The organism is Mesorhizobium sp. M0991 (genome assembly GCF_040318915.1).
Lineage (GTDB): Bacteria > Pseudomonadota > Alphaproteobacteria > Rhizobiales > Rhizobiaceae > Mesorhizobium.
Genome location: NZ_JAMYNE010000001.1, coordinates 116,436 through 138,315 on the forward strand (window position 1 = coordinate 116,436; position 21,880 = coordinate 138,315).

26 protein-coding genes are annotated in these 21,880 nt (G+C 62.8%); 11 read left to right on the forward strand and 15 right to left on the reverse strand.

The window, feature by feature from the left end:
• Window positions 1-257: 257 nt before the first annotated feature.
• From NKH70_RS00550 to NKH70_RS00560, 3 genes are all read right to left on the reverse strand, one after another.
• Window positions 258-833, reverse strand: coding sequence for a YceI family protein (locus NKH70_RS00550; RefSeq protein ID WP_352717229.1), 576 nt, complete (start codon window positions 831-833; stop codon window positions 258-260).
• Between the two features lie 68 nt (window positions 834-901).
• Window positions 902-1,480: a cytochrome b gene (locus NKH70_RS00555; RefSeq protein ID WP_352717227.1), complete on the reverse strand. Its 579-nt coding sequence runs from the start codon at window positions 1,478-1,480 to the stop codon at window positions 902-904.
• Window positions 1,481-1,540: 60 nt separating this feature from the next.
• Window positions 1,541-2,431 carry a LysR family transcriptional regulator gene (locus NKH70_RS00560; protein WP_353024764.1) on the reverse strand — a complete coding sequence of 297 codons (891 nt, stop codon included), beginning with the start codon at window positions 2,429-2,431 and terminating at the stop codon, window positions 1,541-1,543.
• A gap of 105 nt (window positions 2,432-2,536) precedes the next feature.
• Between NKH70_RS00560 and NKH70_RS00565 the strand changes: the two genes are divergently transcribed.
• Entirely contained in the window at window positions 2,537-3,532 is a 996-nt protein-coding gene (locus tag NKH70_RS00565; RefSeq protein ID WP_352911652.1) for an aldo/keto reductase, read from the forward strand.
• Window positions 3,533-3,800: 268 nt separating this feature from the next.
• On the opposite strand, the gene NKH70_RS00570 is transcribed toward NKH70_RS00565, so the two are convergent.
• From NKH70_RS00570 to infC, 9 genes are all read right to left on the reverse strand, one after another.
• Window positions 3,801-4,403 (reverse strand): nucleotidyltransferase family protein, encoded by a 603-nt coding sequence (locus NKH70_RS00570; protein ID WP_352977091.1) that lies wholly within the window; start codon window positions 4,401-4,403, stop codon window positions 3,801-3,803.
• 44 nt (window positions 4,404-4,447) lie between these two features.
• Window positions 4,448-4,795, reverse strand: coding sequence for a hypothetical protein (locus tag NKH70_RS00575; protein ID WP_352911658.1), 348 nt, complete (start codon window positions 4,793-4,795; stop codon window positions 4,448-4,450).
• A gap of 28 nt (window positions 4,796-4,823) precedes the next feature.
• Window positions 4,824-5,417 carry a prolyl hydroxylase family protein gene (locus NKH70_RS00580; RefSeq protein ID WP_352568469.1) on the reverse strand — a complete coding sequence of 198 codons (594 nt, stop codon included), beginning with the start codon at window positions 5,415-5,417 and terminating at the stop codon, window positions 4,824-4,826.
• A 10-nt stretch (window positions 5,418-5,427) separates the two neighbouring features.
• Window positions 5,428-7,836, reverse strand: a complete 2,409-nt coding sequence (gene pheT / locus NKH70_RS00585; protein WP_352717223.1) for a phenylalanine--tRNA ligase subunit beta — start codon at window positions 7,834-7,836, stop codon at window positions 5,428-5,430.
• A gap of 106 nt (window positions 7,837-7,942) precedes the next feature.
• Window positions 7,943-9,028, reverse strand: a complete 1,086-nt coding sequence (gene pheS / locus NKH70_RS00590; protein ID WP_352717222.1) for a phenylalanine--tRNA ligase subunit alpha — start codon at window positions 9,026-9,028, stop codon at window positions 7,943-7,945.
• 96 nt (window positions 9,029-9,124) lie between these two features.
• Entirely contained in the window at window positions 9,125-9,526 is a 402-nt protein-coding gene (gene rplT / locus NKH70_RS00595) for a 50S ribosomal protein L20 (protein ID WP_352522431.1), read from the reverse strand.
• 148 nt (window positions 9,527-9,674) lie between these two features.
• Window positions 9,675-9,878 (reverse strand): 50S ribosomal protein L35, encoded by a 204-nt coding sequence (gene rpmI, locus NKH70_RS00600; RefSeq protein ID WP_006201248.1) that lies wholly within the window; start codon window positions 9,876-9,878, stop codon window positions 9,675-9,677.
• 191 nt (window positions 9,879-10,069) lie between these two features.
• On the reverse strand, window positions 10,070-10,711 hold the full coding sequence (locus NKH70_RS00605; protein WP_352717221.1) for a methyltransferase family protein: 642 nt from the start codon (window positions 10,709-10,711) through the stop codon (window positions 10,070-10,072).
• A 201-nt stretch (window positions 10,712-10,912) separates the two neighbouring features.
• Window positions 10,913-11,449: a translation initiation factor IF-3 gene (gene infC / locus NKH70_RS00610; protein WP_023677573.1), complete on the reverse strand. Its 537-nt coding sequence runs from the start codon at window positions 11,447-11,449 to the stop codon at window positions 10,913-10,915.
• Between the two features lie 214 nt (window positions 11,450-11,663).
• Here infC and NKH70_RS00615 point away from each other — a divergent pair, with 214 nt between their 5' ends.
• The 4 genes from NKH70_RS00615 (at window position 11,664) to NKH70_RS00630 (ending at window position 15,021) form a co-directional block, all read left to right on the forward strand.
• Window positions 11,664-12,431, forward strand: a complete 768-nt coding sequence (locus NKH70_RS00615) for an alpha/beta hydrolase (RefSeq protein ID WP_352911666.1) — start codon at window positions 11,664-11,666, stop codon at window positions 12,429-12,431.
• Between the two features lie 4 nt (window positions 12,432-12,435).
• On the forward strand, window positions 12,436-13,578 hold the full coding sequence (locus NKH70_RS00620) for a benzoate/H(+) symporter BenE family transporter (protein WP_352911668.1): 1,143 nt from the start codon (window positions 12,436-12,438) through the stop codon (window positions 13,576-13,578).
• A gap of 116 nt (window positions 13,579-13,694) precedes the next feature.
• The gene (locus NKH70_RS00625) at window positions 13,695-14,165 is read left to right on the forward strand and encodes a DUF2852 domain-containing protein (protein ID WP_352911671.1); all 471 of its coding nucleotides are present in this window, start codon (window positions 13,695-13,697) and stop codon (window positions 14,163-14,165) included.
• Between the two features lie 97 nt (window positions 14,166-14,262).
• The gene (locus NKH70_RS00630; RefSeq protein WP_352717218.1) at window positions 14,263-15,021 is read left to right on the forward strand and encodes a M48 family metallopeptidase; all 759 of its coding nucleotides are present in this window, start codon (window positions 14,263-14,265) and stop codon (window positions 15,019-15,021) included.
• Window positions 15,022-15,029: 8 nt separating this feature from the next.
• Here the strand turns inward: NKH70_RS00630 and NKH70_RS00635 are convergent, their stop codons facing one another.
• Window positions 15,030-15,248: a hypothetical protein gene (locus NKH70_RS00635; RefSeq protein WP_352717216.1), complete on the reverse strand. Its 219-nt coding sequence runs from the start codon at window positions 15,246-15,248 to the stop codon at window positions 15,030-15,032.
• A 165-nt stretch (window positions 15,249-15,413) separates the two neighbouring features.
• Between NKH70_RS00635 and NKH70_RS00640 the strand changes: the two genes are divergently transcribed.
• From NKH70_RS00640 to NKH70_RS00665, 6 genes are all read left to right on the forward strand, one after another.
• Window positions 15,414-16,073 (forward strand): phosphoribosylanthranilate isomerase, encoded by a 660-nt coding sequence (locus NKH70_RS00640; RefSeq protein WP_352717373.1) that lies wholly within the window; start codon window positions 15,414-15,416, stop codon window positions 16,071-16,073.
• 33 nt (window positions 16,074-16,106) lie between these two features.
• Window positions 16,107-17,357: a tryptophan synthase subunit beta gene (trpB, locus tag NKH70_RS00645; protein WP_352911674.1), complete on the forward strand. Its 1,251-nt coding sequence runs from the start codon at window positions 16,107-16,109 to the stop codon at window positions 17,355-17,357.
• Window positions 17,358-17,359: 2 nt separating this feature from the next.
• A complete protein-coding gene (gene trpA, locus NKH70_RS00650; protein ID WP_352911676.1) occupies window positions 17,360-18,199 on the forward strand; it encodes a tryptophan synthase subunit alpha in 840 nt (279 codons plus the stop codon).
• Window positions 18,200-18,292: 93 nt separating this feature from the next.
• A complete protein-coding gene (gene accD, locus NKH70_RS00655) occupies window positions 18,293-19,219 on the forward strand; it encodes an acetyl-CoA carboxylase, carboxyltransferase subunit beta (RefSeq protein WP_352717214.1) in 927 nt (308 codons plus the stop codon).
• Window positions 19,220-19,281: 62 nt separating this feature from the next.
• Window positions 19,282-20,607 carry a bifunctional folylpolyglutamate synthase/dihydrofolate synthase gene (locus NKH70_RS00660; RefSeq protein ID WP_352717212.1) on the forward strand — a complete coding sequence of 442 codons (1,326 nt, stop codon included), beginning with the start codon at window positions 19,282-19,284 and terminating at the stop codon, window positions 20,605-20,607.
• A 49-nt stretch (window positions 20,608-20,656) separates the two neighbouring features.
• Complete coding sequence (locus NKH70_RS00665) at window positions 20,657-21,076, forward strand: VOC family protein (protein ID WP_352464652.1); 420 nt, start codon at window positions 20,657-20,659, stop codon at window positions 21,074-21,076.
• Between the two features lie 47 nt (window positions 21,077-21,123).
• Here NKH70_RS00665 and NKH70_RS00670 read toward each other — a convergent pair whose 3' ends face one another.
• Window positions 21,124-21,405 carry a cupin domain-containing protein gene (locus tag NKH70_RS00670; RefSeq protein WP_352717209.1) on the reverse strand — a complete coding sequence of 94 codons (282 nt, stop codon included), beginning with the start codon at window positions 21,403-21,405 and terminating at the stop codon, window positions 21,124-21,126.
• Window positions 21,406-21,533: 128 nt separating this feature from the next.
• Window positions 21,534-21,857 carry a thioredoxin gene (gene trxA, locus NKH70_RS00675; RefSeq protein ID WP_023677558.1) on the reverse strand — a complete coding sequence of 108 codons (324 nt, stop codon included), beginning with the start codon at window positions 21,855-21,857 and terminating at the stop codon, window positions 21,534-21,536.
• Window positions 21,858-21,880: the final 23 nt, after the last annotated feature.

A 21,880-nucleotide genomic window follows, 5' to 3' on the forward strand; every position in this document is an offset into this window, starting at 1 on the left:
AAAGCCAATGCGGGACACTGGTTCCTCGCCCCACGAAGTGGGGAGAGGTGGCTCGGGCGAAGCCCGAGACGGAGAGGGGCCTTCGCGGCGGCCGAATTGGCTGTTCACGCGCCCGTTATGGGCTTCGCATCATAATCAGTCCGCGCCCTGCCCCTGCAGGATTCTGGCTTGGCGGCCGTCGTCCCCCTCTCCGTCCCGGCTTCGCCGGGCCACCTCTCCCCCGCTTTGCGGGGGCGAGGAACCAGGTTCCGCAAAGACTATCCCCTTCTACCCGTCAGCGTCATGTCGAAGTCGACGACGTTGGAATAAATCGGCGTGCCGACATCCATGCCATAGCGCGACCGCAACACCTTGCCGGTGACGTGGAATTTTATCGTGCCCGCCTTGAGGCCGCCAAGCTCGGCCGTGAATTTTTCCTGAAAGGTCTTGCCGCGCGCCGTCAGCCGGCCGGTGACAAGGGCTGACGTGTCGCCGGTCCGTTTGACGCTGGTCGAACGGAACTGGATCTCCGGATTGTTGGCCGCGTCGAAGACTGCGTCCGAGCGGAGAAAGGCATCGATGCGGCCTTGGCCGGTACCGACGCTTTCGGGGAAGATGGTGAAATTGACCTGGGACCGGCCGACATCGCTGTTGTCGATGAGGATACTGCCCTTGAAGCGGGAGAAAGCACCGTCGAGCCCGCCGCCGCCGAGCTTGGCGATGGAGAAGTGGATGCTGGAACTCCCCGGACTGATGGTGTAGCTGCCGGCCGCGTCGCCAAGGGCAACGGCGGCGAAAACAGGCATGGCAAAACAAGCGGCAGTTGCCGCAAATCCGAAGATGCGCGCGTACATGGAAATGGTCCTCTTGGCAGGCAACGCTTTCTTGCGTCCTCGCCCCATCAACGAATGAGCCGCCCGCTCTATTCCGTGTCGCGATGTGACGAAGCCGTGATCATGCGCGTCAGCACCGTATCCCTCAGCCAGAAATGATGGCGCAGCGCCGCGGCGAGATGCAAAGCGACAAGTCCGATGCCGGCATAGGCGAGATACCAGTGCGTCGCTGCCCAGAAGCTTTCTGCCTTGTCCGATTCGCCAAGCGGCAGATTGGGCATGACGAACAGATTGAACGGCACGCTCGGGATCTCCAGCACCGAGACCGAGACCAGCGCCCAGCCGGACAACGGCAGAGCGAGCTGAAACGCATAAAGCGCGAGATGGACCAGCGGCGCCATCCGGCGCTCGAACGGGCCGACCGAGCGCGGCAGCGGCGGGGTCGGTCTGCCTAGGCGCCAGGCGATGCGCAGGATGACCAGCCCAAGCAGCAGGAAGCCGAAGGATTTATGCAGCTGGATCAGTTCGAAGGCGGTGCGCTGGCTGGACAGTCTCACCATGACGAAGCCGAGCACGAACTGGCCGATAAAGAGCGCCGCGATCAGCCAGTGAAGGATGATCGCCGTCCAGCCGTAGCCGGTGGCCTGGTTTTTGGGCAGTGCTGACATGGTCGGTGAACGAATGCCAGGTCGGCTTTCTTCCACCTCTCCCTTGTGGGGAGGGTTGGCTTACTCGCCGACCTTGAAGAAATCGACAAAGGCCCTGAGCGCCGGCCGCATCTGGCGGCTGCTGGGATAATAGACGAAGAAGCCGTCGAAAGGCGGGCACCAGTCCTCCAGCACGCGAATGAGCTTGGCGGTGGTGAGCGCATCGCGGACATAGTCCTCGAACACGAAGGCAAGCCCGGCGCCATCTACCGCGGCGTTGGCAATCAGATGGTCCTCGTCGAGGATCAGCGGCCCCTGTACCGCTATCTCGATCTCCTCGCCGTTTTTCTCGAATTCCCATCGGTAGAGAATGCCGCTGGAGAAGCGGAAACGGATGCAGCGGTGAGCGGCAAGATCGTGCGGATGCAGCGGCCTGGGCCTGGTCTTGAAATAGGACGGCGCGCCGACCACGGCGCCGCGGAGGTTCGGCCCGATGCACACGGCGATCATGTCGCGCTGCAGGCTCTCGCCCAGCCGCACGCCGGCATCGAAGCCGCCCTCGACCATGTCGGTGAAGCGGTCCTCGATGACGATTTCCAGCACGATGTCCGGATAGGCAGCGGCAAAGGCGCCGAGCCTTGGCGTCAGCGCCAGGTGGGCCGCGGTGCGCGGCACGGTCAGCCTGAGATTGCCGGCCGGCCGGTCGCGTGCCTCGATCGCCGATTCCAGCGCCAGGTCGATCTCCGACAGCGCCGGCCTGAGACGCTCGAGCAGCTGCGCGCCCGCCTCGGTCGGCGCGACGCTGCGCGTACTGCGCGCCAGAAGGCGGACGCCGAGGCGCGCTTCGAGGGTGGAAACCGCATGACTGACCGCGGATGGCGCGATTGCCAGCTCCTTGGCGGCACCGCGAAAACTGCCGCATTGGGCGACCGTTGCCAGCACAGCGAGCTGTGAAAGATGGGTTCGCTTCATTGATCTATTTCTTGGAACAGCCCGTGCAGATGAGAGCCGATTATCGAACGCAGCGCAAGACGCTATCTCTGCCGCATCACAACCATCACAAGAAGGAGACACGTGATGCAAACCCGCAAGCTTGGCAATGAACTCGACGTCTACCCGGTCGGCCTCGGCTGCATGGGGATGAGCTTTGCCTATGGCGGCCAGCCGGAGGCGGAGGCGATTGCCACGCTGCGCCACGCCGTCGAGATCGGCGTCAATTTCTTCGACACGGCCGAAGTCTATGGCCCCTACGAGAACGAGGTCCTGGTCGGCAAGGCGCTGAAGCCGGTGCGTGACAAGGTGACGATCGCAACCAAATTCGGCTTCAAGATCCTCGAAGAAGGCAGCGGCATGGAGCGCATGGCCGGCGTCGACAGCCGTCCCGAACACGTCAAGGCGGTTGCCGAAGCGTCGTTGAAGCGGCTGGATACGGAGGTTATCGACCTCTACTACCAGCACCGCGTCGATCCCAACGTGCCGATCGAGGATACGGTCGGCGCCATGGCCGAGCTGGTGCGCGAGGGCAAGGTGCGGGCGCTCGGCCTGTCGGAGGCGAGTGCGGCGACCATCCGCCGGGCGCATGCCGTGCATCCGATCGCCGCCGTGCAGAGCGAATATTCGCTGTGGACCCGCGATCCGGAGGAAGAGGTCTTGGCCGTCTGCCGCGAGCTCGGCATCGGCTTTGTCCCCTATAGCCCGCTCGGCCGCGGCCTGCTCACCGGCACGATCGCCAAGCCCGATGTTCTCGGCGCCGACGACTGGCGCCGCGGGTTGCCGCGCTTCCAGGCCGACGCCATGGCGGCCAATGCGGCGGTCGTCGCCGTGCTGGAAAAGATGGCCGCCGAGAAGGGCGTGACGCCGGCGCAGCTGGCGCTCGCCTGGGTGCTGCATCAGGGCGATTTCATCGTACCGATCCCTGGTGCACGAAAAATCCGCCATCTGGAACAGAATACGGCGGCGGCGGATATCGAATTGAGCGCGGCCGAGGTGCAGGCCATCGGCGATGCGCTGTCGCCGGAGAAGGTGGTCGGCAAGCGCTATACCGAGGAGCTGCTGGCCCTGGTCAACGGGTGAGTGGCGATCGACGGCGGAATCGAAAACGGGGCGTTTCGGCACCCCGTTTTCGGTGGCAGCGCAATGCAAATAATTGCGAGAAATTGGCGCGAAACACCCCCCTCTGTCTGCCGGACATATCCCCCTCAAGGGGGGAGATTGGCAGTTCCAGCGCCCTGCCCGCCCTTCCGGCGCCGGTGATTGGCGAAAGCCGAGGCGACATCCGATCTCCCCCCTTGAGGGGGAGATGTCCGGCAGGACAGAGGGGGGTGCCTCGCGCCGACATTTCCTACCAAGGCACGACACTGATCTCCGGCCAGTTCTCCCTTGCGCGAGCGCCCTTCGTCTCGTGCGTCTGCCGATTGTCCAGTGCCCGGTTCGGCGTAATTCGAAATGAAAAGATTTCGTCGAGCCCGAACGGCGCGACGAGCTCCAGCTGGCCGTGATTGCCGAAGCGGACGCCGACCGCATGCGTCTTCGACGCGAAATAGCAAAGCGCCTCGGCGGACGACGACAGTCTGGGATAGGAACCGCCAAAGCGCGCCTCAAACCACAGATGCACCCGCGCCTGATTGCGGATCTCGACCGGAAGCGTCAACCCTTCGAAATGCTCCGCTGCACAACGAATGACCAAATCCTCGGCCTCGTAAGACAGATCGCTCTCATCGAAATAAAACAGGTCGACATCCCGGATGCCATAGCCCGACGGCTTTCCGGTCAGATGGTTCCAGACGCTGTTGTAAAGCGCGCCGGACACGACCAGCCAGTCGGGGAGGTCGAGACCGCGCGCGCGAACCAGCGCTTCATGGATCAGGGCGTCTTTCGAGACGATGTCGAGAAACGCCGTGCGCTGAGTTTCGAAGGAGAGCCCGGAATAGCGCAGATGGTCCATCGGCTCTTGGAAGGCGATTCGCGATGCCTGCGCAATCCATCAGTTCATGGTTCGTCAGGCTCTGCCCAGAAGAACGGTTCTTCGTTTGAAGGCCACTCCTCGCCATATGCAAAGCCCTCGATCGCGTCGAGCCTTCCTGTAACCTCGTCGAAGAACAAAACCATGCCGCAAGGAAGCCGGTCGGGGCCGACATACGCTACCCTGGGCGAACTGAACACCCGACTCTCAAATCGCAATTCCGGAGCAACCGATGAGGAAGTGACTGTGGTCATGAACCCTACAGGATCGCGGCTGCGTTTTTTGACTTTCAGGGTACCCATCATGACAGGAGAAATGCCGGCGGAACGGCAGAACTCCTGGACGAAAAACACTTCCAGCGGGGTCAGGTGCATCTAGCTCAGCGGCACAACGGACAGCCTTTCATTGGCGCTTGTACATCACGTCCGTTCGGATGACGTACTTGCGCCCCGACAGCACCTCGTCGCCGCGATGCTCGATCGGATGGTAGAACGCCAGTGCCATTCCTTTCTTCGGCTTCACCAGAAGACTGCTACCGGCATAGCCCGGCATCTCGCCGCGAAACGAGGTTCCTCCCCCTTCAAATCCATCCGATAGATAAATCATGAACGTGAACTGACTGCGCTCCAAGGCGTGGCGCTCGAAATAGCCGTCATGGTGCCAATCGAACTTCTGGCCCGGCCCATAGCGATAGAAACGGAAACGCTCATTCAGCCCGGTCAAGCGCCAGTCGCCGAGACCACGATAGAGCAGAGGCCGCGCCCGTGCGAAGAGCAAATCCGCAAGGTCCTCGTCATCGAAGACAACCCGGTCGTTGTTGCGAAGCTCCTTCAGGACGGTGGCGCCGCCGGAGCTGTTCACCTTGGCCGCCTCGAAACCGCGCCGTTCACTGTCAGCGATCAGATCGGCGCATTCCTGGTCATCCAGGAAGCCGTCGATCGTCCCGATGTGAGTTGCCAGCCAGGTGATGGAGAGCTTGCTGGTGTGAACCATCATCGCAACCGTTCTAGGTTCTGAGCACGCCGCCGGTCTGCTTGCCGACATTCTCGACGATGCGCTTGGCAAGCGCCTCGAAATCCTCATCGGTCAGCGTCTTTTCAACCGGCTGGATCGACACTTCGATGGCGATCGACTTCTTCGCCGCGCCGAGCGCTGCACCCTCGAAAACATCGAACACCGAGACACCGGAAATCAGCTTCCGGTCGGCGGCAAGGGCAGCGCGAACGAGTGTGCCGGCATCGACCGCCTTGTCGACGACGAAGGCGAAATCGCGCTTGACCGCCTGGAAGGCGGACAGATCGAGCCTCGGCTTCGTCCGCGTCGGCTTGGCCTTCGGCTCAGGCACCGCATCGATGAACACTTCGAAGCCGCAAAGCGGGCCGGAGACGTCCAGCCCCTCCAGCGTCTTCGGATGGAACTCGCCAAACGTGCCAAGGATTACCTTCGGCCCAAGCTTGATCGTGCCGGAGCGGCCGGGATGATACCAGGCCGGGCCGCCGGCCTCGATCTGCAGCCGCTCGACCGGCGCGCCGCAGGCTTCGAGTGCTGCGATCGCATCGGCCTTGGCGTCGAAGACGCCGACGGCGCCGGCGTTGCCGGCCCAATGGCGGCCGGAGCCCTCGAGCTTGGCGGTGCCGCGCCGCACGCCGGCGGCAACACGCCGCTGCTGGTCGGCGCCATCGCCCTCGTAGGTGCCCGACACTTCGAACAGCGCGACATCGCCGATGCCCTTGTCGGCATTACGCTGCGCGGCCGCAATCAGCCCCGGCAGCAGCGACGGCCGCATGTCCGACATATCGGCGGCGATCGGGTTGGCAAGCTTCAGCGCCTGCTGGCCGCCGCCGAACAATTCGGCGTGTTTTGCCGGAATAAACGACCAGGTGACGGCCTCCATCATGCCGCGCACGGCGAGTGCCCGCTTGGCGGCGCGGGTGCGGATCTGCAGCACAGTCAGGATCTTGGCGTTGACCGCATCATGAGAACCAAGCGGCTGCGGCGCGATGTTGTCGACGCCGTGGATGCGCATGACCTCCTCGACCAGGTCGGCCTTGCCGGCGACATCCGGCCGCCAGGACGGGACCGCCACATTGACGACATCGCCCGTGCCCTCCGGCTCGAAGCCGAGGCGGGCAAGAATGTCGAGGCTCGTCGAGCGCGGCACTTCGATGCCGGTCAGCCGCTTCACTTCCGACAACGGAAACGAGACGATCTTCGGCCGATGGCCTGCGTAGCCGACGACTTCGGTTTGCGCCGGCGTGCCGCCGCAGAAATCGAGCACCAGCTTCGTTGCCAGCTCCAGGCCGGGAACCATCATCTCCGGGTCGACGCCGCGCTCGAACCGATAGCGTGCATCGGTGATGATGCCGAGCGTGCGGCCAGTGCGGGCGGTCGCGATCGGGTCCCAAAGCGCCGACTCGATCAGCACGTCGGTGGTGTTCTCGTCGCAGCCGGAATGCTCGCCGCCCATGATGCCGGCGATCGATTCGATGCCGTCCTGGTCGGCGATCACGCACATCTCCGGCGTAAGCGTGTATTCGCGGCCGTCGAGCGCCAGCACCTTTTCGCCGTCACGCGCCCGGCGCACGGCGAGATTGCCGGTGACCTTCCCAGCGTCGAAGACATGCAGGGGCCGGCCGCGGTCGAAGGTGACGTAATTGGTGATGTCGACGAGCGCGCTGATCGGCCTCAAGCCGATGGCGAGAAGCCTTTGCTGCAGCCATTTCGGCGACGGACCGTTCTTGACGCCGCGCACCAGGCGCAGCGCAAAACCGGGACAGAGCTCCGGCGCTTCGATCGTCACCTTGACCGGCGTCTCGCCCTTGCCGGGGACCGGCTCTATCGGCGCGCTCTTCAGCGTGCCGAGCCCGCTCGCAGCCAGATCGCGGGCGATGCCATGGACGCTGGTTGCATCGGGCCGGTTCGGCGTCAGATTGATCTCGATCAGCGGATCGTCGAGATGGGCATAGGCGGCGAAACTGGTGCCGACCGGCGCATCGGCCGGCAGGTCGATGATGCCGTCATGCTCTTCTGACAATTCGAGCTCGCGCTCGGAGCACATCATGCCGTGGCTTTCAACGCCGCGGATCTTGCCGACGGTCAGCGTCACGTCGATGCCGGGAATATAGGTGCCCGGTGCTGCAAAGGCGCCGATCAGGCCCGCGCGGGCGTTCGGCGCTCCACACACAACCTGCACTGGCGCCCTGCCGTCGCCGGTGTCGACGGTCAGCACGCGAAGCCGGTCGGCGTCGGGATGCTGGACCGCCGTCACCACCTTGGCGATGACGAAGGGGGCCAGGCTCGCCCGGTCGTCGACATGCTCGACCTCGAGGCCGATCGAGGTGAGACGCTCGACGATTTCCGCCAGCGAGGCGTCGGTCTCGAGATGATCCTTGAGCCAGGAGAGGGTAAGTTTCATGACTGTGTTCCGTCTGGTCTAGGCACGCTGCACTTGAAGCTATGCGGCCGCGCGTCGGACATGTGCAGGAAGGCGAGCTGCCCGCGGATTTGCTGCGGCCCGGTTGTCACGCGCTCAAGCCCCCGAACAGCGTCGGCATGTCGAGCGGCCTAAAACCGTAATGCGACAGCCAGCGCACATCCGCGTCGAAGAAGGCGCGCAGATCTGGCATTCCGTATTTCAGCATGGCGATACGGTCGATGCCCATGCCCCAGGCAAAGCCCTGGTATTCGTCGGGATCGAGGCCGCCGTAGCGGAGCACATTGGGGTGGACCATGCCGCAGCCGAGGATCTCCATCCAGTCCGAGCCCTCGCCGAAGCGCACTTCGCCCGGCCGCGAACGGTCGCACTGGATGTCGACCTCGAGGCTGGGCTCGGTGAACGGGAAGAAGGACGGCCGGAAGCGCATCTTGACGCTCGGCACCTCGAAGAAGGCTTTGCAGAACTCCTCCAGCACCCACTTCATGTTGGCGACATTGGCCGATTTGTCGATCACCAGCCCCTCGACCTGATGGAACATCGGTGAGTGGGTGGCATCGGAATCCTGCCGGTAGGTCTTGCCGGGAATGACGATGCGGATCGGCGGCTTCTGCATTTCCATGGTGCGGATCTGTACCGGCGAGGTGTGGGTGCGCAAAAGCTTGCGCTCGCCCTGCGCGTCCGGCTGGAAGAAGAAGGTGTCGTGCATCTCGCGCGCCGGGTGGCCTTCCGGGAAGTTCAGCGAGGTGAAATTGTAATAGTCGGTCTCGATGTCCGGACCTTCGGCGATGGCAAAGCCGAGATCGCCGAAGATCGCCGCGATCTCGTCGATAACCTGGCTGATCGGATGGATGCGGCCGCGCTCGGCCGGCGATTGCCTGACCGGCAAGGTGACGTCGACCTTCTCGGCGGCGAGACGGGCCGTAATCGCCGCGTCCTTCAGCTCGGCGCGGCGAACAGAAAGTGCCTCGGTGACGCGGTTCTTGAGGCCGTTGATTGCCGGGCCTTTGACCTGGCGCTCCTCGGCGCTCATCGAGCCGAGTGTCTTCAGTATCTCGGAAACCGAGCCCTTCTTGCCGAGAGCAGAGACACGCACCGCCTCGATCGCCTGCTCATCGGCAGCCGAGGCAATCTCGGCCATCAGGGAATTTTCGAGAGTTTCCATGTCACTCATGTTCCAGATCCGATTGGAAGCAAAGAAAAACCCGCGCCAGCCCTGCCAGCGCGGGTTTCCCAAATCAAGTGTCGAATAGCTTGGGAAGCGCTGGTCTTAAGCGACAGCGCTTTCAAAAGCATTCGGCGTGGTGTTCTTGAGGTATTCGAGTGCAACCTTGGCCTTGGCCACGAGTGCGGCGAAGGCCTGCGGCTCGTGGATGGCCATATCCGACAGGATCTTGCGGTCGATCTCGATGCCGGCCTTGTTGAGACCGTCGATGAAGCGGCCATAGGTCAGGCCATGCTCATGCGTCGCCGCATTGATGCGCTGGATCCACAGCGCGCGGAACGAGCGCTTGCGGTTCTTGCGATCGCGATACGCATACTGCATCGACTTTTCCACCGCCTGCTTGGCGATGCGGATGGTGTTCTTGCGACGGCCGTAAAAACCCTTGGCGGCTTTCAGGACCTTCTTGTGCTTGGCGTGCGAGGTGACGCCTCTCTTTACGCGTGCCATGTCATGATCTCCTTAAAAGCAATTCCAGGAAAAGTGCCTAGCGGTTTTCCGTTCGGAATTGCGTAAAACAAATGCGTGTCCAGACCGAATGCCCTTATTTTGGTGCATGATGTTTTCCAAAAAGTCTGCAACTTTTTGGCATCATGCCCTAGAGGCCGTTCGGCAGAAAATTCTTGATGACCTTCTTGCCATCCGGTTCAGCCAGAACCATCGTGCCGCGGGCATTTCGAATGAACTTGTTGGAACGCTTGATCATGCCGTGACGCTTGCCGGCCGCAGCCGACAGAACTTTACCCGTACCTGTGATCTTGAACCGCTTCTTGGCGGCCGATTTGGTCTTCATCTTGGGCATTTTGCTACTCCGTTTATATGCGCACCAATGCGCTTTTTGTTCGCTTCAGGCCGACCAAAGCCCGAAAAGCAAATGAAACCGCCACGGCATGCCCTGCCGGGCGGTTTTTTGGGAACGGCGGTCCTATACGTCAAAGCGGGGGCGCGCGCAACACCCCGTGCTCAGCAACGCTGTACTCAGCAACACTGTACTCAGGGGAAACGGAACAGCACCGGCAATATGCCGGACTGCTGGGCGCCGTCGATCAGTTCGAAAGCCGGCAAGGCAACCAGGAAGACCAGACCGTCCAGCAGCGTGGTTCGCAGCAGGCGCGGCTTGAAGCCGCCGGTGTCGCCTTCCTGATACAGCGACAGCTTCGGTAAAAAGCGCGGCACTTTCGCCAGGTAGGCCTGGTATGGCGCGCCGAGAACCTCCTTGAGGAATTTCTCCTCGCGCAGGATAACGATGTAAAAGGCACCCGCGCAGAGCGCTCCAAAGCCGATCGTGGCGGTGAAGGAGCCGATCTGTGCGCCGACACCGGCGGCAGCTAAAGTAGAGAAGACATAGAGCGGGTTGCGGGTGATCGAATAGGGTCCGCCGGTCACCACTTCGGAGGATTTGCGACCGCCGATATAGAGCGTCGACCACAAGCGCCCGACGATGCCGAGAAAGATCAGCACGACGCCAACCATTTCGATCGTTTCATGCACTGGCGTATCGGGCGGAAAAACCGACTGCCCGAACAAAAGCATCGCGAACAGGACGACGACGACGACGGCAAGCACCATCCTGCGCGTGTGCTGGTAGCTGCCCAGCCCATATTTGGCTTCCGAATGCTTGACGTCATTGACCATGTCGGGAATCCGATCGTCGAGGGAACCAGAGCGTCTTTGCGCTCGCCGGCGATCGCAGCGTCTGGACAAGAAACAGGCGCCCCGCCGATCGCCGGGACGCCTTGCAACATGATTCAGGCGGATTTAATGCATGTCGCCCAAAAGTGCGCCGCGGTTTTGGGACAACGACATGCACAAAACAGAACTAAAGCGCAACGCGCTTTAGCGGGGCGCCAGCACCATCATCATCTGGCGGCCTTCGAGCTTCGGTTCGGCTTCGACCTTGGCGATGGGCGCCACTTCCTCGCGAACCTTGTTCAGAAGCTGCATGCCGAGTTCCATATGCGCCATCTCGCGACCGCGGAAGCGCAATGTCAGCTTGACCTTGTCGCCCTCCTCGAAAAAGCGCCGGACGGCCTTCATCTTGGTCTCATAATCATGGCTGTCGATGTTCGGGCGCATCTTGATCTCCTTGATCTCGATGACCTTCTGGTTCTTGCGCGCCTCGGCCGCCTTCTTCTGGTTGGCGTATTTCAGCTTGCCGAGATCGAGGATCTTTACGACGGGCGGCACTGCATTGGGCGATATCTCGACCAGATCGAGCCCAGCCTCTTCGGCGAGCAGCAATGCGTCGTTGATGGAGACATCGCCGCGGTTCTGGCCTTCGGCGTCGATTAGCTGGACCCGGGGAACCCGGATGTCACGGTTGGAGCGCGGGCCTTCCTTGGTGGGCGCCGCTGCTTTGAAAGGTCTGCGAATGGTCGTGGTCTCCTTGAGCCGTTTCGTTAAGGGGTTCTTCAGTTCAGAATTGCGAACGCGCAATGTGGTGAGCGCGCGGTCGGAGTCAATAGCACAGCATTCTCAGGAAATCACCTGCTCGATGAATGCTCCTCTGCACCAAGCGAAGAAAGTAGCAGAGCACTTTTCGTTGAATGCCTTGCTGTGCCAAAAGACCGGCGTGAGGGAATACACCATGACCACCACCCCGATCTTTCTGGACGTCGACGGGACGAGCATCGCCGTCAGGCATGCGGCAGCTGCCGAGCCCGGCATCGTCTGGCTTGGCGGCTACAGATCCGACATGCTGGGCACTAAGGCCGAAGCCCTGTCGGAATGGGCGCTCGGGGAAGGCCGCGCCTTCCTGCGCCACGATTATTCCGGCCATGGCGAATCGAGTGGCGCCTTTGCCGACGGCACCATCTCGAAATGGCTGGACGAGAGCCTGGCCGTTTACCGTCGCTTCACCCAGGGCAGGCAAATCCTGGTCGGCTCGTCGATGGGTGCCTGGATCGCGCTGCGTATGGTGCAGGAATTGCGCAAGGCGGGCGAGAACAGTGTCGCCGGCCTTGTGCTGCTGGCCCCGGCGCCTGATTTCACGTTCGAACTGGTGGAGCCGGTGCTGACCGGGGCGCAGAAGCGCGACCTCAGAAAAAAGGGTTTTTTCGAAGAGCCGTCGGGTTATTCAGCCGAGCCTTACATCTACACGCGCGCTCTGATCGAGGACGGCCGCAGCAACCGGGTGATGACCGGGCCGATCGACACGCACTGCCCGGTCCACATCCTGCAAGGACTGGCCGATCCCGACGTGCCGTCGAGCCATGCGCTGAAGCTGGTCAGCCTGCTGCCGGCCGACGACGTCACGCTGTCGCTCATCCCCGACGGCGACCACCGCCTGTCGCGGCCTCAGGATCTCGACATGCTGGTGCGGGCGGTGGGCGCGATGGTGCGGCAGGCGGGATAAGGACATGCGCATTTCCATTCCGATGTCTGCCTTTGTGGCGGCGATCGTCGGCTTCGGCGGTACGCTGGCCATCGTCATCGCCGCCGCCAAGGCGGTCGGCGCAACGCAGGTTGAGACCGCAAGCTGGGTGGCGGCGCTTTGCCTGGCGATGGCGATCGAGAGCCTGTGGCTGTCCTGGCGCACAAAAATGCCGGTCATCACCGCATGGTCGACGCCAGGCGTGGCGCTGATCGCCGCATCGACCGGCTTTTCGATGGGCGAGGCGGTTGGCGCCTTCATCGTCACCGCGGTCCTGCTAATCACCACAGGCCTGTTCGGGCCGTTGACCAAGCTGATCGCCAGAATACCGGCTTCGGTCGCGTCCGGAATGCTGGCCGGCATCGTCGTCACCTTCGCCATCAATGCGGTGAAAACCGTTCCCGTCGACCCGTGGCTGATCCTGCCGCTGATTGCGGCGTTCTTCGTCATCCGCCTGTTCAACCCGGCGCTGTCGGTGCTGTTGGTGCTGATCGGCGGCGGTCTCGCCGCCTTCCTCACCGGCCGGGTCGGCGGTCTGCCGGCACCGGAACTCTCGAGCTTGACGCTGGTGATGCCGCAGTTCACCGCCACCGCGATCATCGGCCTCGCTTTGCCGCTCTACCTCGTCACCATGGCCTCGCAGAACCTGTCCGGCCTCGCCGTGCTGAGGGCAGCCGGCTATCATCCCGAACCCGGGCCGCTGATCGGCGTCACCGGCCTGTTTTCGCTGCTGACGGCGCCGTTCGGCGCCTCGACCACCAATCTGGCGGCGATCTCGGCGGCGATCTGCACCGGACCCGACGTGCATCCCGATCCAGCCGAGCGCTGGAAGACCGGGCCGTTCTACGCACTGGCCTATCTCGTCTTTGCCCTGTTCGGCGCGTCGCTGGTGGCGATCTTCGCCGTATTGCCGCCGAGCCTGATCGCGCTGGTCGCCGGCCTGGCGCTAATGGCACCGCTCGCCAATGCGCTGTCGATCGCCCTGAAAGACGAGGACGAGCGGATGGCCGCCACCGTCACCTTCGCGGTCACCGCGTCGGGGCTGACGTTATTCGGCGTCGGTGCGGCTTTCTGGGGGCTGATAGCGGGATTGGTCGTGCTTTTCCTCGAAAAGCTCAAAAAGCGATAATCATTTCAGCCGCTTGTCCGGTTTTGGCGGTTGCTGTCTTGAATCGCCGTTTTCTCCATCCCATTTCGATTCCACGCAGCCGGATTTGGCTGTCTCCAACTGAAGGATTGGGAGAAATGAACACATCTGCATTGATCCGTCCGGCCTGGACGCCGGCGACCATCGCGTTGATGGTGATCGGGTTCATGGTGTTCTGGCCGCTCGGCTTAGCCATGCTCGCCTACATCATCTGGGGCGACAGGCTCGACGGCTTCAAGCGTGACGTCAACCGCGCCACCGACGGCATCTTCGCCGGCTGCCGCCGCGGTTCCGACAAGGCCGCGCGCTGGAGTCATGGCTCCGCCCGCACCGGCAACGTCGCTTTCGACGACTGGCGCGAAAAGGAACTCGAGCGGCTTGCCGAGGAACGCCGCAAGCTCGACGAGATGCTGAGCGAGTTCGACGAATATGCCCGCGAATTGCGCCGCGCCAAGGACCAGGAAGAGTTCGACCGCTTCATGGCCAACCGCAACAAGTCGACATCACCCACGACCGGATCGACGACGAACAACAAACCCAGCGGCACGCTAGGCCTGCTCGACGAGTAAGGTCCCGTGCGCAGATAGATAATCCAACGGCGTCGCGTCAGCGGCGCCGTTTCTTTTTTGTTCTAGTCGTTTCCCTCGAATCACGTATCGTCCCGGAATGTCCTTCGGCTTCTTCCGCACCCCGACGAAACCCAAGCCCACGCCCGTCGTGGAGCGCGAGCATTGCGTTGCCGGCCGCACTCTGCCGCTCAAGATCGTCGAGAACGACCGGGCGCGGCGCCTGACGCTGCGCATCGATTCCGGCGGCCGCGGCCTGCGCATCACCGTGCCGCCGGGGCTGCGCCGCGGCGAGGTCGAAAAATTCCTCGACCGCCATCAGGACTGGCTGGAGCAAAGGCTGGCCAAAGTGCCCAATCGGCCGCAGGTGCGGCCCGGCATCAAGATACCGATGCGCGGCGTGCCGCATCGCATCGTCCATGAACCGTCGAAACGCGGCACCGTCACGCTGTCGCACGACGAGCGCGGGCCGCTGATGATCGTGCATGGCGAACGCGTGCATCTGCCGCGCCGCATCGCCGATTTCCTGAAGCGCGAGGCCAAGCGCGAGATCGAGGCGCTGGTGACCAAGCACTGTGCTGCGGTTGGCAAGCGCGCCAAGGCGATCCGCTTCAAGGATACGTCGAGCCGCTGGGGATCGTGCACGTCGGACGGCAATCTGTCGTTTTCCTGGCGCATCATGATGGCGCCGCGGCCGGTGATAAACTACCTCGTCGCGCATGAGGTGGCGCATCTCAAGGAGATGAACCACGGCCCGAAATTCTGGAAATTATGCGAGCAGCTTTGCCCGGACACTGACCGCTGCAAGGACTGGCTCAAGCGCAATGGCGGCGCGCTGCAGGCGATCGCGTTCGAGTAGTTGTCCGATCAATCGTCATTCGCCGCGTTCAACTCCTCCGGCCGCAACCCCTCATCGACATGGCGCGGCCAAGGCAGAAAATCCTGCTCGAAGGTCTCGTTGCTGAAATAGGCCAGCGCCCGGTGCGCCTCGGCGCCGTTGAAAGCCGCCTTGTCCATCAAATGAGCGATGACCTCATGGGCCTGTGCCAGCTTTTGCCTGAGTTCCGCGACGGTCTTTTCCGGCATGTCTTTGTTCTCCCGCCTTTGTGCCTGAGCAAGTAGCGCGTCGCGCTCTTATATTAGCAAGGTAGCGCGTTCCGCTCTTACATTAGCAAGGTAGCGCGTTCCGGGCTGGCGGCAAACAGGATGCTTTTTCTCGACTCTTTTGCCGTTTCGTGCCAATCCCGCGCCATGGCGCTCGACATCAAGATATGCGGGTTGAAGACCGACAAGGCACTGGCTGCGGCATTGGCCGGCGGCGCCAGCCATGTCGGCTTCATTTTCTTTGCCAAAAGCCCGCGCTATGTCGGGCCGGCGGAAGCCGGCCGCCTGCGCGAAGCGGCGCGCGGCAAGGCTAAGGCTGTTGCGGTGACGGTCGACGCCAGCGATATGTTCCTGGACGAGATCGTCGAAAAGATGCAGCCCGACATGCTGCAGCTTCACGGCGCCGAAACCCCCGGGCGGGTGGCCGAAGTGAAGGCGCGCTACGGCTTGCCGGTGATGAAGGCGCTGCCGGTCAGCGAGACTGCCGATCTCGAGCGGGTTAAACCCTTCATCGGCATTGCCGACCGTTTCCTGTTCGACGCCAAGCCGCCTAAGGGTTCGGAATTGCCGGGCGGCAACGGCCTTGCCTTCGACTGGCGCGTTCTGGCCGGCCTTGACGCCGGCGTTGATTACATGCTTTCCGGTGGGCTCAACGCCGGCAATATCGGCGACGCCCTTCGGCTGGCGAACCCGCCCGGAATAGATGTTTCCTCGGGCGTGGAGAGCGCACCGGGCGTCAAGGAACCGGCGCTGATCGAACAATTTTTCCGGGCCGTCGGGGCAGCACGCGACAACCGCGCCGCCTGACCACGCTTCAAACCACAGACCAGGAGATCGGCGATGGATAAGCCGGCGATACCGAATTCCTTCCGCACCGGCCCCGACGAGCAGGGCATGTTCGGCATTTTTGGCGGTCGTTTCGTTGCCGAAACGCTGATGCCCCTGATCCTCGAGCTGGAGCGGCACTGGAACGAGGTCAAGAACGACCCGGATTTCAAGGCCGAACTGACCGATCTCTCGACGCACTATGCCGGGCGGCCATCGAAGCTCTATTTCGCCGAAGGCCTTACCCGGCATCTTCGCGGGGTTTCCGCGGCTAAGGGCCTCGGGGGTGGCGCAAAAGTCTATTTCAAGCGCGAGGACCTGAACCACACCGGCTCGCACAAGATCAACAACTGCCTCGGCCAGATCCTGCTCGCCAAGCGCATGGGCAAGACGAGGATCATCGCCGAGACCGGTGCCGGCCAGCATGGCGTCGCTTCCGCTACAGTGGCGGCGCGCTTCGGGCTTCCCTGTATCGTCTATATGGGCGCGACCGACGTCGCCCGGCAAAGCCCCAACGTGTTTCGCATGAAGCTTCTGGGCGCCGAGGTGCGGCCGGTGACCGCCGGCCACGGCACGCTGAAGGACGCCATGAACGAGGCCCTGCGCGACTGGGTAACCAATGTCGAGGACACCTATTACCTGATCGGCACCGCCGCCGGCCCACATCCCTATCCGGAGCTGGTGCGCGACTTCCAGTCGGTGATCGGCACCGAGGCGCGCGCCCAGATCCTCGAGCAGGAAGGCCGGCTGCCGGACACGATCATCGCTTGTGTCGGCGGCGGTTCCAACGCCATCGGCCTGTTTCATCCCTTCCTCGACGATAGTGAGGTGCGCATCATCGGCGTCGAAGCCGGCGGTCGCGGCCTCGACGGCATCGAGCATTGCGCCTCGATGAGTGCCGGCGCGCCCGGCGTGCTGCATGGCAACCGTACCTACCTCCTGCAGAATGCCGACGGCCAGATCATGGACGGCCACTCGATCTCGGCGGGCCTTGACTATCCGGGCGTCGGGCCGGAGCATTCGTGGCTGCGCGATTCCGGCCGCGTCGACTATGTGCCGATCCTCGACGACGAGGCGCTGGAGGCGTTTCAGCTGACGACGCGCGTCGAGGGCATCATTCCGGCGCTGGAATCGGCCCATGCCATCGCGCAGGCGGTGAAGATCGTGCCTGATATGGACAAGGAACAGATCGTCATCGTCAACATGTCCGGCCGCGGCGACAAGGACGTGCACACAGTGGCCAATATGCTGGGCATGGAGATCTGATCATGGCCACCCGTATCGACCGCCGCATGGCAAAGCTGAAGGCCGAAGGTCGACCGGCACTCGTCACCTATTTCATGGGCGGCGACCCTGACTACGACACGTCCCTGTCGATCATGAAGGCGCTGCCCGGCGCCGGCAGCGACATCATCGAGCTCGGCATGCCGTTTTCCGATCCAATGGCCGACGGCCCGGCGATCCAGGCGGCCGGCCTGCGGGCGCTGAAGGGCGGCCAGACACTGGTCAAAACGCTGAAGATGGCCTCGGAATTCCGCGCCGGCGACAATGAAACGCCGATCGTGTTGATGGGCTATTACAATCCGATCTACATCTACGGCGTCGACCGCTTCCTGAAGGACGCGATTGCTAGCGGCATAGACGGGCTGATCGTTGTCGACCTGCCGCCGGAGATGGACGAGGAGCTTTGCATCCCGGCACTCAAGGCCGGCATCAATTTCATCCGGCTGGCGACGCCGACCACCGACGACAAGCGCCTGCCCAAGGTGCTGCAGAACACCTCCGGCTTCGTCTATTATGTGTCGATGACCGGTATCACCGGTTCGGCGCTGGCCGACACCGGCAAGGTGGCGGCGGCGGTCAAGCGCATCAAGAGCCATACCCACCTGCCGGTCTGCGTCGGCTTCGGCGTCAAGACCGCCGAGCAGGCGCGCACCATCGGCGCGTCAGCCGACGGCGTCGTCGTCGGAACCGCGATTGTCAATGCCGTCGCCAACGTGCTCGGGCCGAAGGGCGAAAAGACCGCCGATCCGGCCGAGGCCGTCGCCACGCTGGTCAGCGGGCTTTCGCAAGGAGTTCGCGCGGCTCGCCTTGCTGCCGCCGAATAATCTTGATCTTCTGGTTGGCCATGATCTTGCCGATAACCGGTTTCCACTTTTCGGGATCATGGTCTAACTCTTCGTAAGGACAGGAGCGAAGCGATGAACTGGATCACCAATTACGTCCGCCCGAAGATCAATTCGATGCTCGGCCGCCGCACCGACATGCCGGAAAACCTGTGGATCAAGGATCCCGAGACCGGCGAAATGGTGTTCCACAAGGATCTGGAGCAGAACCAGTTCGTCATCCCGTCCTCCGGCCACCATATGAAGATATCGGCCAAGGAACGGCTGAAATTCTTCCTCGACGACGGCAAATACGAGACGCTGGAAAACCCCAAGGTCGTTCAGGATCCGCTCAAGTTCCGCGATGAGAAGCGCTACCTAGACCGGCTGAAGGATGCCAAGGCCAAGACCGGCATGGAAGACGCCATCATCAATGCGCTGGGCACCGTCGAAGGTCTGCCGGTGGTGGTGACGGTGCAGGATTTTGCCTTCATGGGCGGCTCACTCGGCATGGCGGCCGGCGACGCCATCGTGCATGGCTTCGAGGTCGCCTTGCAGCGCAAGCGGCCGCTGATTCTGTTTGCGGCCTCCGGCGGCGCCCGTATGCAGGAAGGCATCCTGTCGCTGATGCAGTTGCCGCGGACCACGGTCGGCGTCGACAGGCTGAAGGAGGCCGGCCTGCCCTACATCGTCGTCCTGACCAACCCGACGACCGGCGGCGTCACCGCTTCCTACGCCATGCTGGGTGACGTGCATATTGCCGAGCCCGGCGCGCTGATCGGCTTTGCCGGCCCGCGCGTCATCGAGCAGACCATCCGCGAAAAGCTGCCCGACGGCTTCCAGCGCGCCGAATATCTGATGGAACACGGCATGGTCGACATGGTGGTGTCACGGCTGGAAATGCGTCAGACGATTGCGCGACTGTTGAGAATGCTGCTCAAGCTGCCGGAAGAGCAAAAACCGCAGGAGCCGGAAATCCTGCCGCCGTCGGTGATTCCGGCCGAAGCCCGGCCGCACGCCTGACGCGACATCACGCGGCGCGAGCGGCTGTTGTGTGCCGTTGCGCACGCGCCTAGGATTCTTCCATGACCACGCTTGCCGCCGACCGCGAAATCGAAAGCCTGATGGCGCTTCACCCGAAGGGCTTCGACCTTTCGCTCGACCGCATTTCGCGGCTGCTCGAGCGGCTCGGCAATCCGCAGGACCAGCTGCCGCCGGTCATCCACATCGCCGGCACCAACGGCAAGGGTTCCTGTGCTGCTTTTTCACGGGCGCTGCTCGAAGCCGCCGGCTACCGCGTCCACGTCCACACCTCGCCACATCTGGTGAACTGGCACGAGCGCTACCGGCTGGCCGCCGATGGCGGCGGCAAGCTGGTGGACGACAAGGTCTTCGCCGAAGCCATCGCCCGCGTCGCCAAAGCCAATCAAGGCCAGAAGATCACCGTCTTCGAAATCCTCACCGCCGTCACCTTCCTGCTGTTTTCCGAACATCCGGCCGATGCCGTCATCCTCGAGGTCGGCCTTGGCGGCCGCTTCGACGCCACCAATGTCATCGCCGAGCCGGCCGTGTCGGTGATCATGCCGGTCTCGCTCGACCACGAAGCCTATCTCGGCGACCGCGTCGAGCTGATCGCCGTCGAAAAGGCCGGCATCATCAAGCGCGGATGCCCGGTCGTCATCGGCGCGCAGGAAAGCGAGACGGCGCAGCAGGTGCTCATCGAAACCGCCGAGCGGCTCGACTGCCCCGCCTTCCTCTATGGCCAGGACTTCCTTGCCTATGAGGAAAACGGCCGCATGGTCTATCAGGACGAAGACGGATTGATGGACCTGCCGCCGCCGCGCCTGCCGGGACGCCACCAATTCGCCAATGCGGCGGCGGCGATCGCGGCGGTCAAGGCGGCGGGTTTCGAGATCAGCCACCGCGCCGCCGAGAAGGCGATGGCCAATGTTGCCTGGCCGGGCCGGATGCAGAAGCTGCCTCAGGGCCGGCTGAGCGAACTGGCGCCAAAGGGCGCCGACATCTGGCTCGACGGCGGCCACAATCCCGGCGCCGGCGTGGTCGTCGCCGAGGCGCTGGCCGAGCAGGAGGAAAAGAACCCGCGGCCCCTGTTCCTGATCTCGGGCATGATCAACACCAAGGACCAGAGCGGCTATTTCCGCGCCTTCAAAGGGCTGGTCCGGCATGTCTACACCGTGCCGGTGAGCCTGAGCGACGCCGGCGTGCCGAACGACGAACTGGCGACCCGCGCCATCGAGGCCGGCCTGTCGGCCGAACCGGTCAGTTCCGTCGCCAATGCGCTGATGCTGCTGCGCGACACATGGGACGGACCGCCGCCACGCATCCTGATCGGCGGATCGCTCTACCTGGCCGGCGCGGTATTGGCCGAAAACGGCACGCCGCCGGTTTGAGGCGTGCTTCACCCGGGAACACTTACGAGACCACCGCGAGGAGGCAATCATGATCAAGGTAAAGCAGCTCGCTCACGTTTGCATTTTCGCGAATGACCTGGAGATGACGCGAAGCTTCTATCGAGACGTCCTCGGCATGGATACGCAGTTCAATTTTCTGCGCGACGGGAAGATTTTCGGCTTCTACCTCAATTGCGGCAGCCGTAGCCATGTCGAGGTGTTCCAGAAAGACGGCGCCAGCTATAGCGACTTGAACCAGATCAACCACTTCTGCCTCGAAGTGGAAAACATCGACACCGCGATCGCCCATCTGAGGTCAAAGGGGGTTGATATCACTTCCAAGAAACGCGCGTGCGATGACACCTACCAGGCTTGGATCCGCGACCCCAACGGCGTGAAGATAGAACTGTTCGAATACACTGAGAAAAGCGCACAATTCGTCGGTGGCGATCGTATCGCGGATTGGTGATCGCGCCTCGCGGACAATTGTAGCGGCGCAGCCTATGGTCGGTGGACTTACTTCAGCTCGACCTCGATGAAGGCGAATTCGCCATCGTTTGTGCTGATGACGTCATGTTCGACGCCCTCGTTGCGGAAATACGGCGAGCCCTTCTTCATCTCGGCGAAGGATTCGCCATCCTTGGTCAGGAGCTTCACCTTGCCGTCGGTCAGCGGCACGATCACATAGTCGTGGCCATGGCGGTGCCAGCCGGTGTTGTCGCCGGGAGCGAAGCGGTATTCGGTGACGATGACGCGCTCATTATCGATGAAGACGGTGGCCTTGGCGGATCCGGTCATATCGCTTCTCCTGCTTTAAGCCAGACAAGAGCATGAGACGGCAAGTGGCGAGTGCCAGATCTGCGGATCGGTGACGCCACAAGAAAGCCCGGCGCGAGGCCGGGCCTTTCTGCAAAATATTGATCGGATCAGGCGAGGCTGCCGTTGATCCAGTGCGACAATGCCGTTTTCGGCGCAGCACCGACCTTCATGTCGGCGACTTCGCCGCCCTTGAAGATCATCAGCGTCGGGATCGAGCGCACGCCGAACTGCGCGGCCAGCTCAGGATTCTCGTCGATGTTGAGCTTGGCGATCTTTATCTTGCTGCCGAGTTCGATGGCAATGTCCTCAAGCGCCGGGGCGATCATCTTGCACGGGCCGCACCATTCCGCCCAGAAATCGACCACGACCGGCTCCTTGGCGTTGAGCACGTCGGCCTGGAAATTGCTCTTGTCGACCTTGACGGTAGCCATGCTGAGATCCTTTCGATTTGTTC

Coding starts and splice junctions, on each gene's coding strand:
- NKH70_RS00640 (WP_352717373.1), top strand. CDS start 15,414: ATGGCGCTCGACATCAAGATATGCGGGTTGAAGACCGACAAGGCACTG.
- NKH70_RS00555 (WP_352717227.1), bottom strand. CDS start 1,480: ATGTCAGCACTGCCCAAAAACCAGGCCACCGGCTACGGCTGGACGGCG.
- NKH70_RS00660 (WP_352717212.1), top strand. CDS start 19,282: ATGACCACGCTTGCCGCCGACCGCGAAATCGAAAGCCTGATGGCGCTT.
- trpB (WP_352911674.1), top strand. CDS start 16,107: ATGGATAAGCCGGCGATACCGAATTCCTTCCGCACCGGCCCCGACGAG.
- NKH70_RS00615 (WP_352911666.1), top strand. CDS start 11,664: ATGACCACCACCCCGATCTTTCTGGACGTCGACGGGACGAGCATCGCC.
- NKH70_RS00570 (WP_352977091.1), bottom strand. CDS start 4,403: ATGGACCATCTGCGCTATTCCGGGCTCTCCTTCGAAACTCAGCGCACG.
- NKH70_RS00630 (WP_352717218.1), top strand. CDS start 14,263: ATGTCCTTCGGCTTCTTCCGCACCCCGACGAAACCCAAGCCCACGCCC.
- NKH70_RS00665 (WP_352464652.1), top strand. CDS start 20,657: ATGATCAAGGTAAAGCAGCTCGCTCACGTTTGCATTTTCGCGAATGAC.
- NKH70_RS00565 (WP_352911652.1), top strand. CDS start 2,537: ATGCAAACCCGCAAGCTTGGCAATGAACTCGACGTCTACCCGGTCGGC.
- rplT (WP_352522431.1), bottom strand. CDS start 9,526: ATGGCACGCGTAAAGAGAGGCGTCACCTCGCACGCCAAGCACAAGAAG.
- pheT (WP_352717223.1), bottom strand. CDS start 7,836: ATGAAACTTACCCTCTCCTGGCTCAAGGATCATCTCGAGACCGACGCC.
- trpA (WP_352911676.1), top strand. CDS start 17,360: ATGGCCACCCGTATCGACCGCCGCATGGCAAAGCTGAAGGCCGAAGGT.
- accD (WP_352717214.1), top strand. CDS start 18,293: ATGAACTGGATCACCAATTACGTCCGCCCGAAGATCAATTCGATGCTC.
- NKH70_RS00605 (WP_352717221.1), bottom strand. CDS start 10,711: ATGGTCAATGACGTCAAGCATTCGGAAGCCAAATATGGGCTGGGCAGC.
- trxA (WP_023677558.1), bottom strand. CDS start 21,857: ATGGCTACCGTCAAGGTCGACAAGAGCAATTTCCAGGCCGACGTGCTC.
- NKH70_RS00550 (WP_352717229.1), bottom strand. CDS start 833: ATGTACGCGCGCATCTTCGGATTTGCGGCAACTGCCGCTTGTTTTGCC.
- NKH70_RS00635 (WP_352717216.1), bottom strand. CDS start 15,248: ATGCCGGAAAAGACCGTCGCGGAACTCAGGCAAAAGCTGGCACAGGCC.
- rpmI (WP_006201248.1), bottom strand. CDS start 9,878: ATGCCCAAGATGAAGACCAAATCGGCCGCCAAGAAGCGGTTCAAGATC.
- NKH70_RS00575 (WP_352911658.1), bottom strand. CDS start 4,795: ATGCACCTGACCCCGCTGGAAGTGTTTTTCGTCCAGGAGTTCTGCCGT.
- NKH70_RS00620 (WP_352911668.1), top strand. CDS start 12,436: ATGCGCATTTCCATTCCGATGTCTGCCTTTGTGGCGGCGATCGTCGGC.
- NKH70_RS00560 (WP_353024764.1), bottom strand. CDS start 2,431: ATGAAGCGAACCCATCTTTCACAGCTCGCTGTGCTGGCAACGGTCGCC.
- NKH70_RS00625 (WP_352911671.1), top strand. CDS start 13,695: ATGAACACATCTGCATTGATCCGTCCGGCCTGGACGCCGGCGACCATC.
- pheS (WP_352717222.1), bottom strand. CDS start 9,028: ATGAGTGACATGGAAACTCTCGAAAATTCCCTGATGGCCGAGATTGCC.
- NKH70_RS00580 (WP_352568469.1), bottom strand. CDS start 5,417: ATGATGGTTCACACCAGCAAGCTCTCCATCACCTGGCTGGCAACTCAC.
- NKH70_RS00670 (WP_352717209.1), bottom strand. CDS start 21,405: ATGACCGGATCCGCCAAGGCCACCGTCTTCATCGATAATGAGCGCGTC.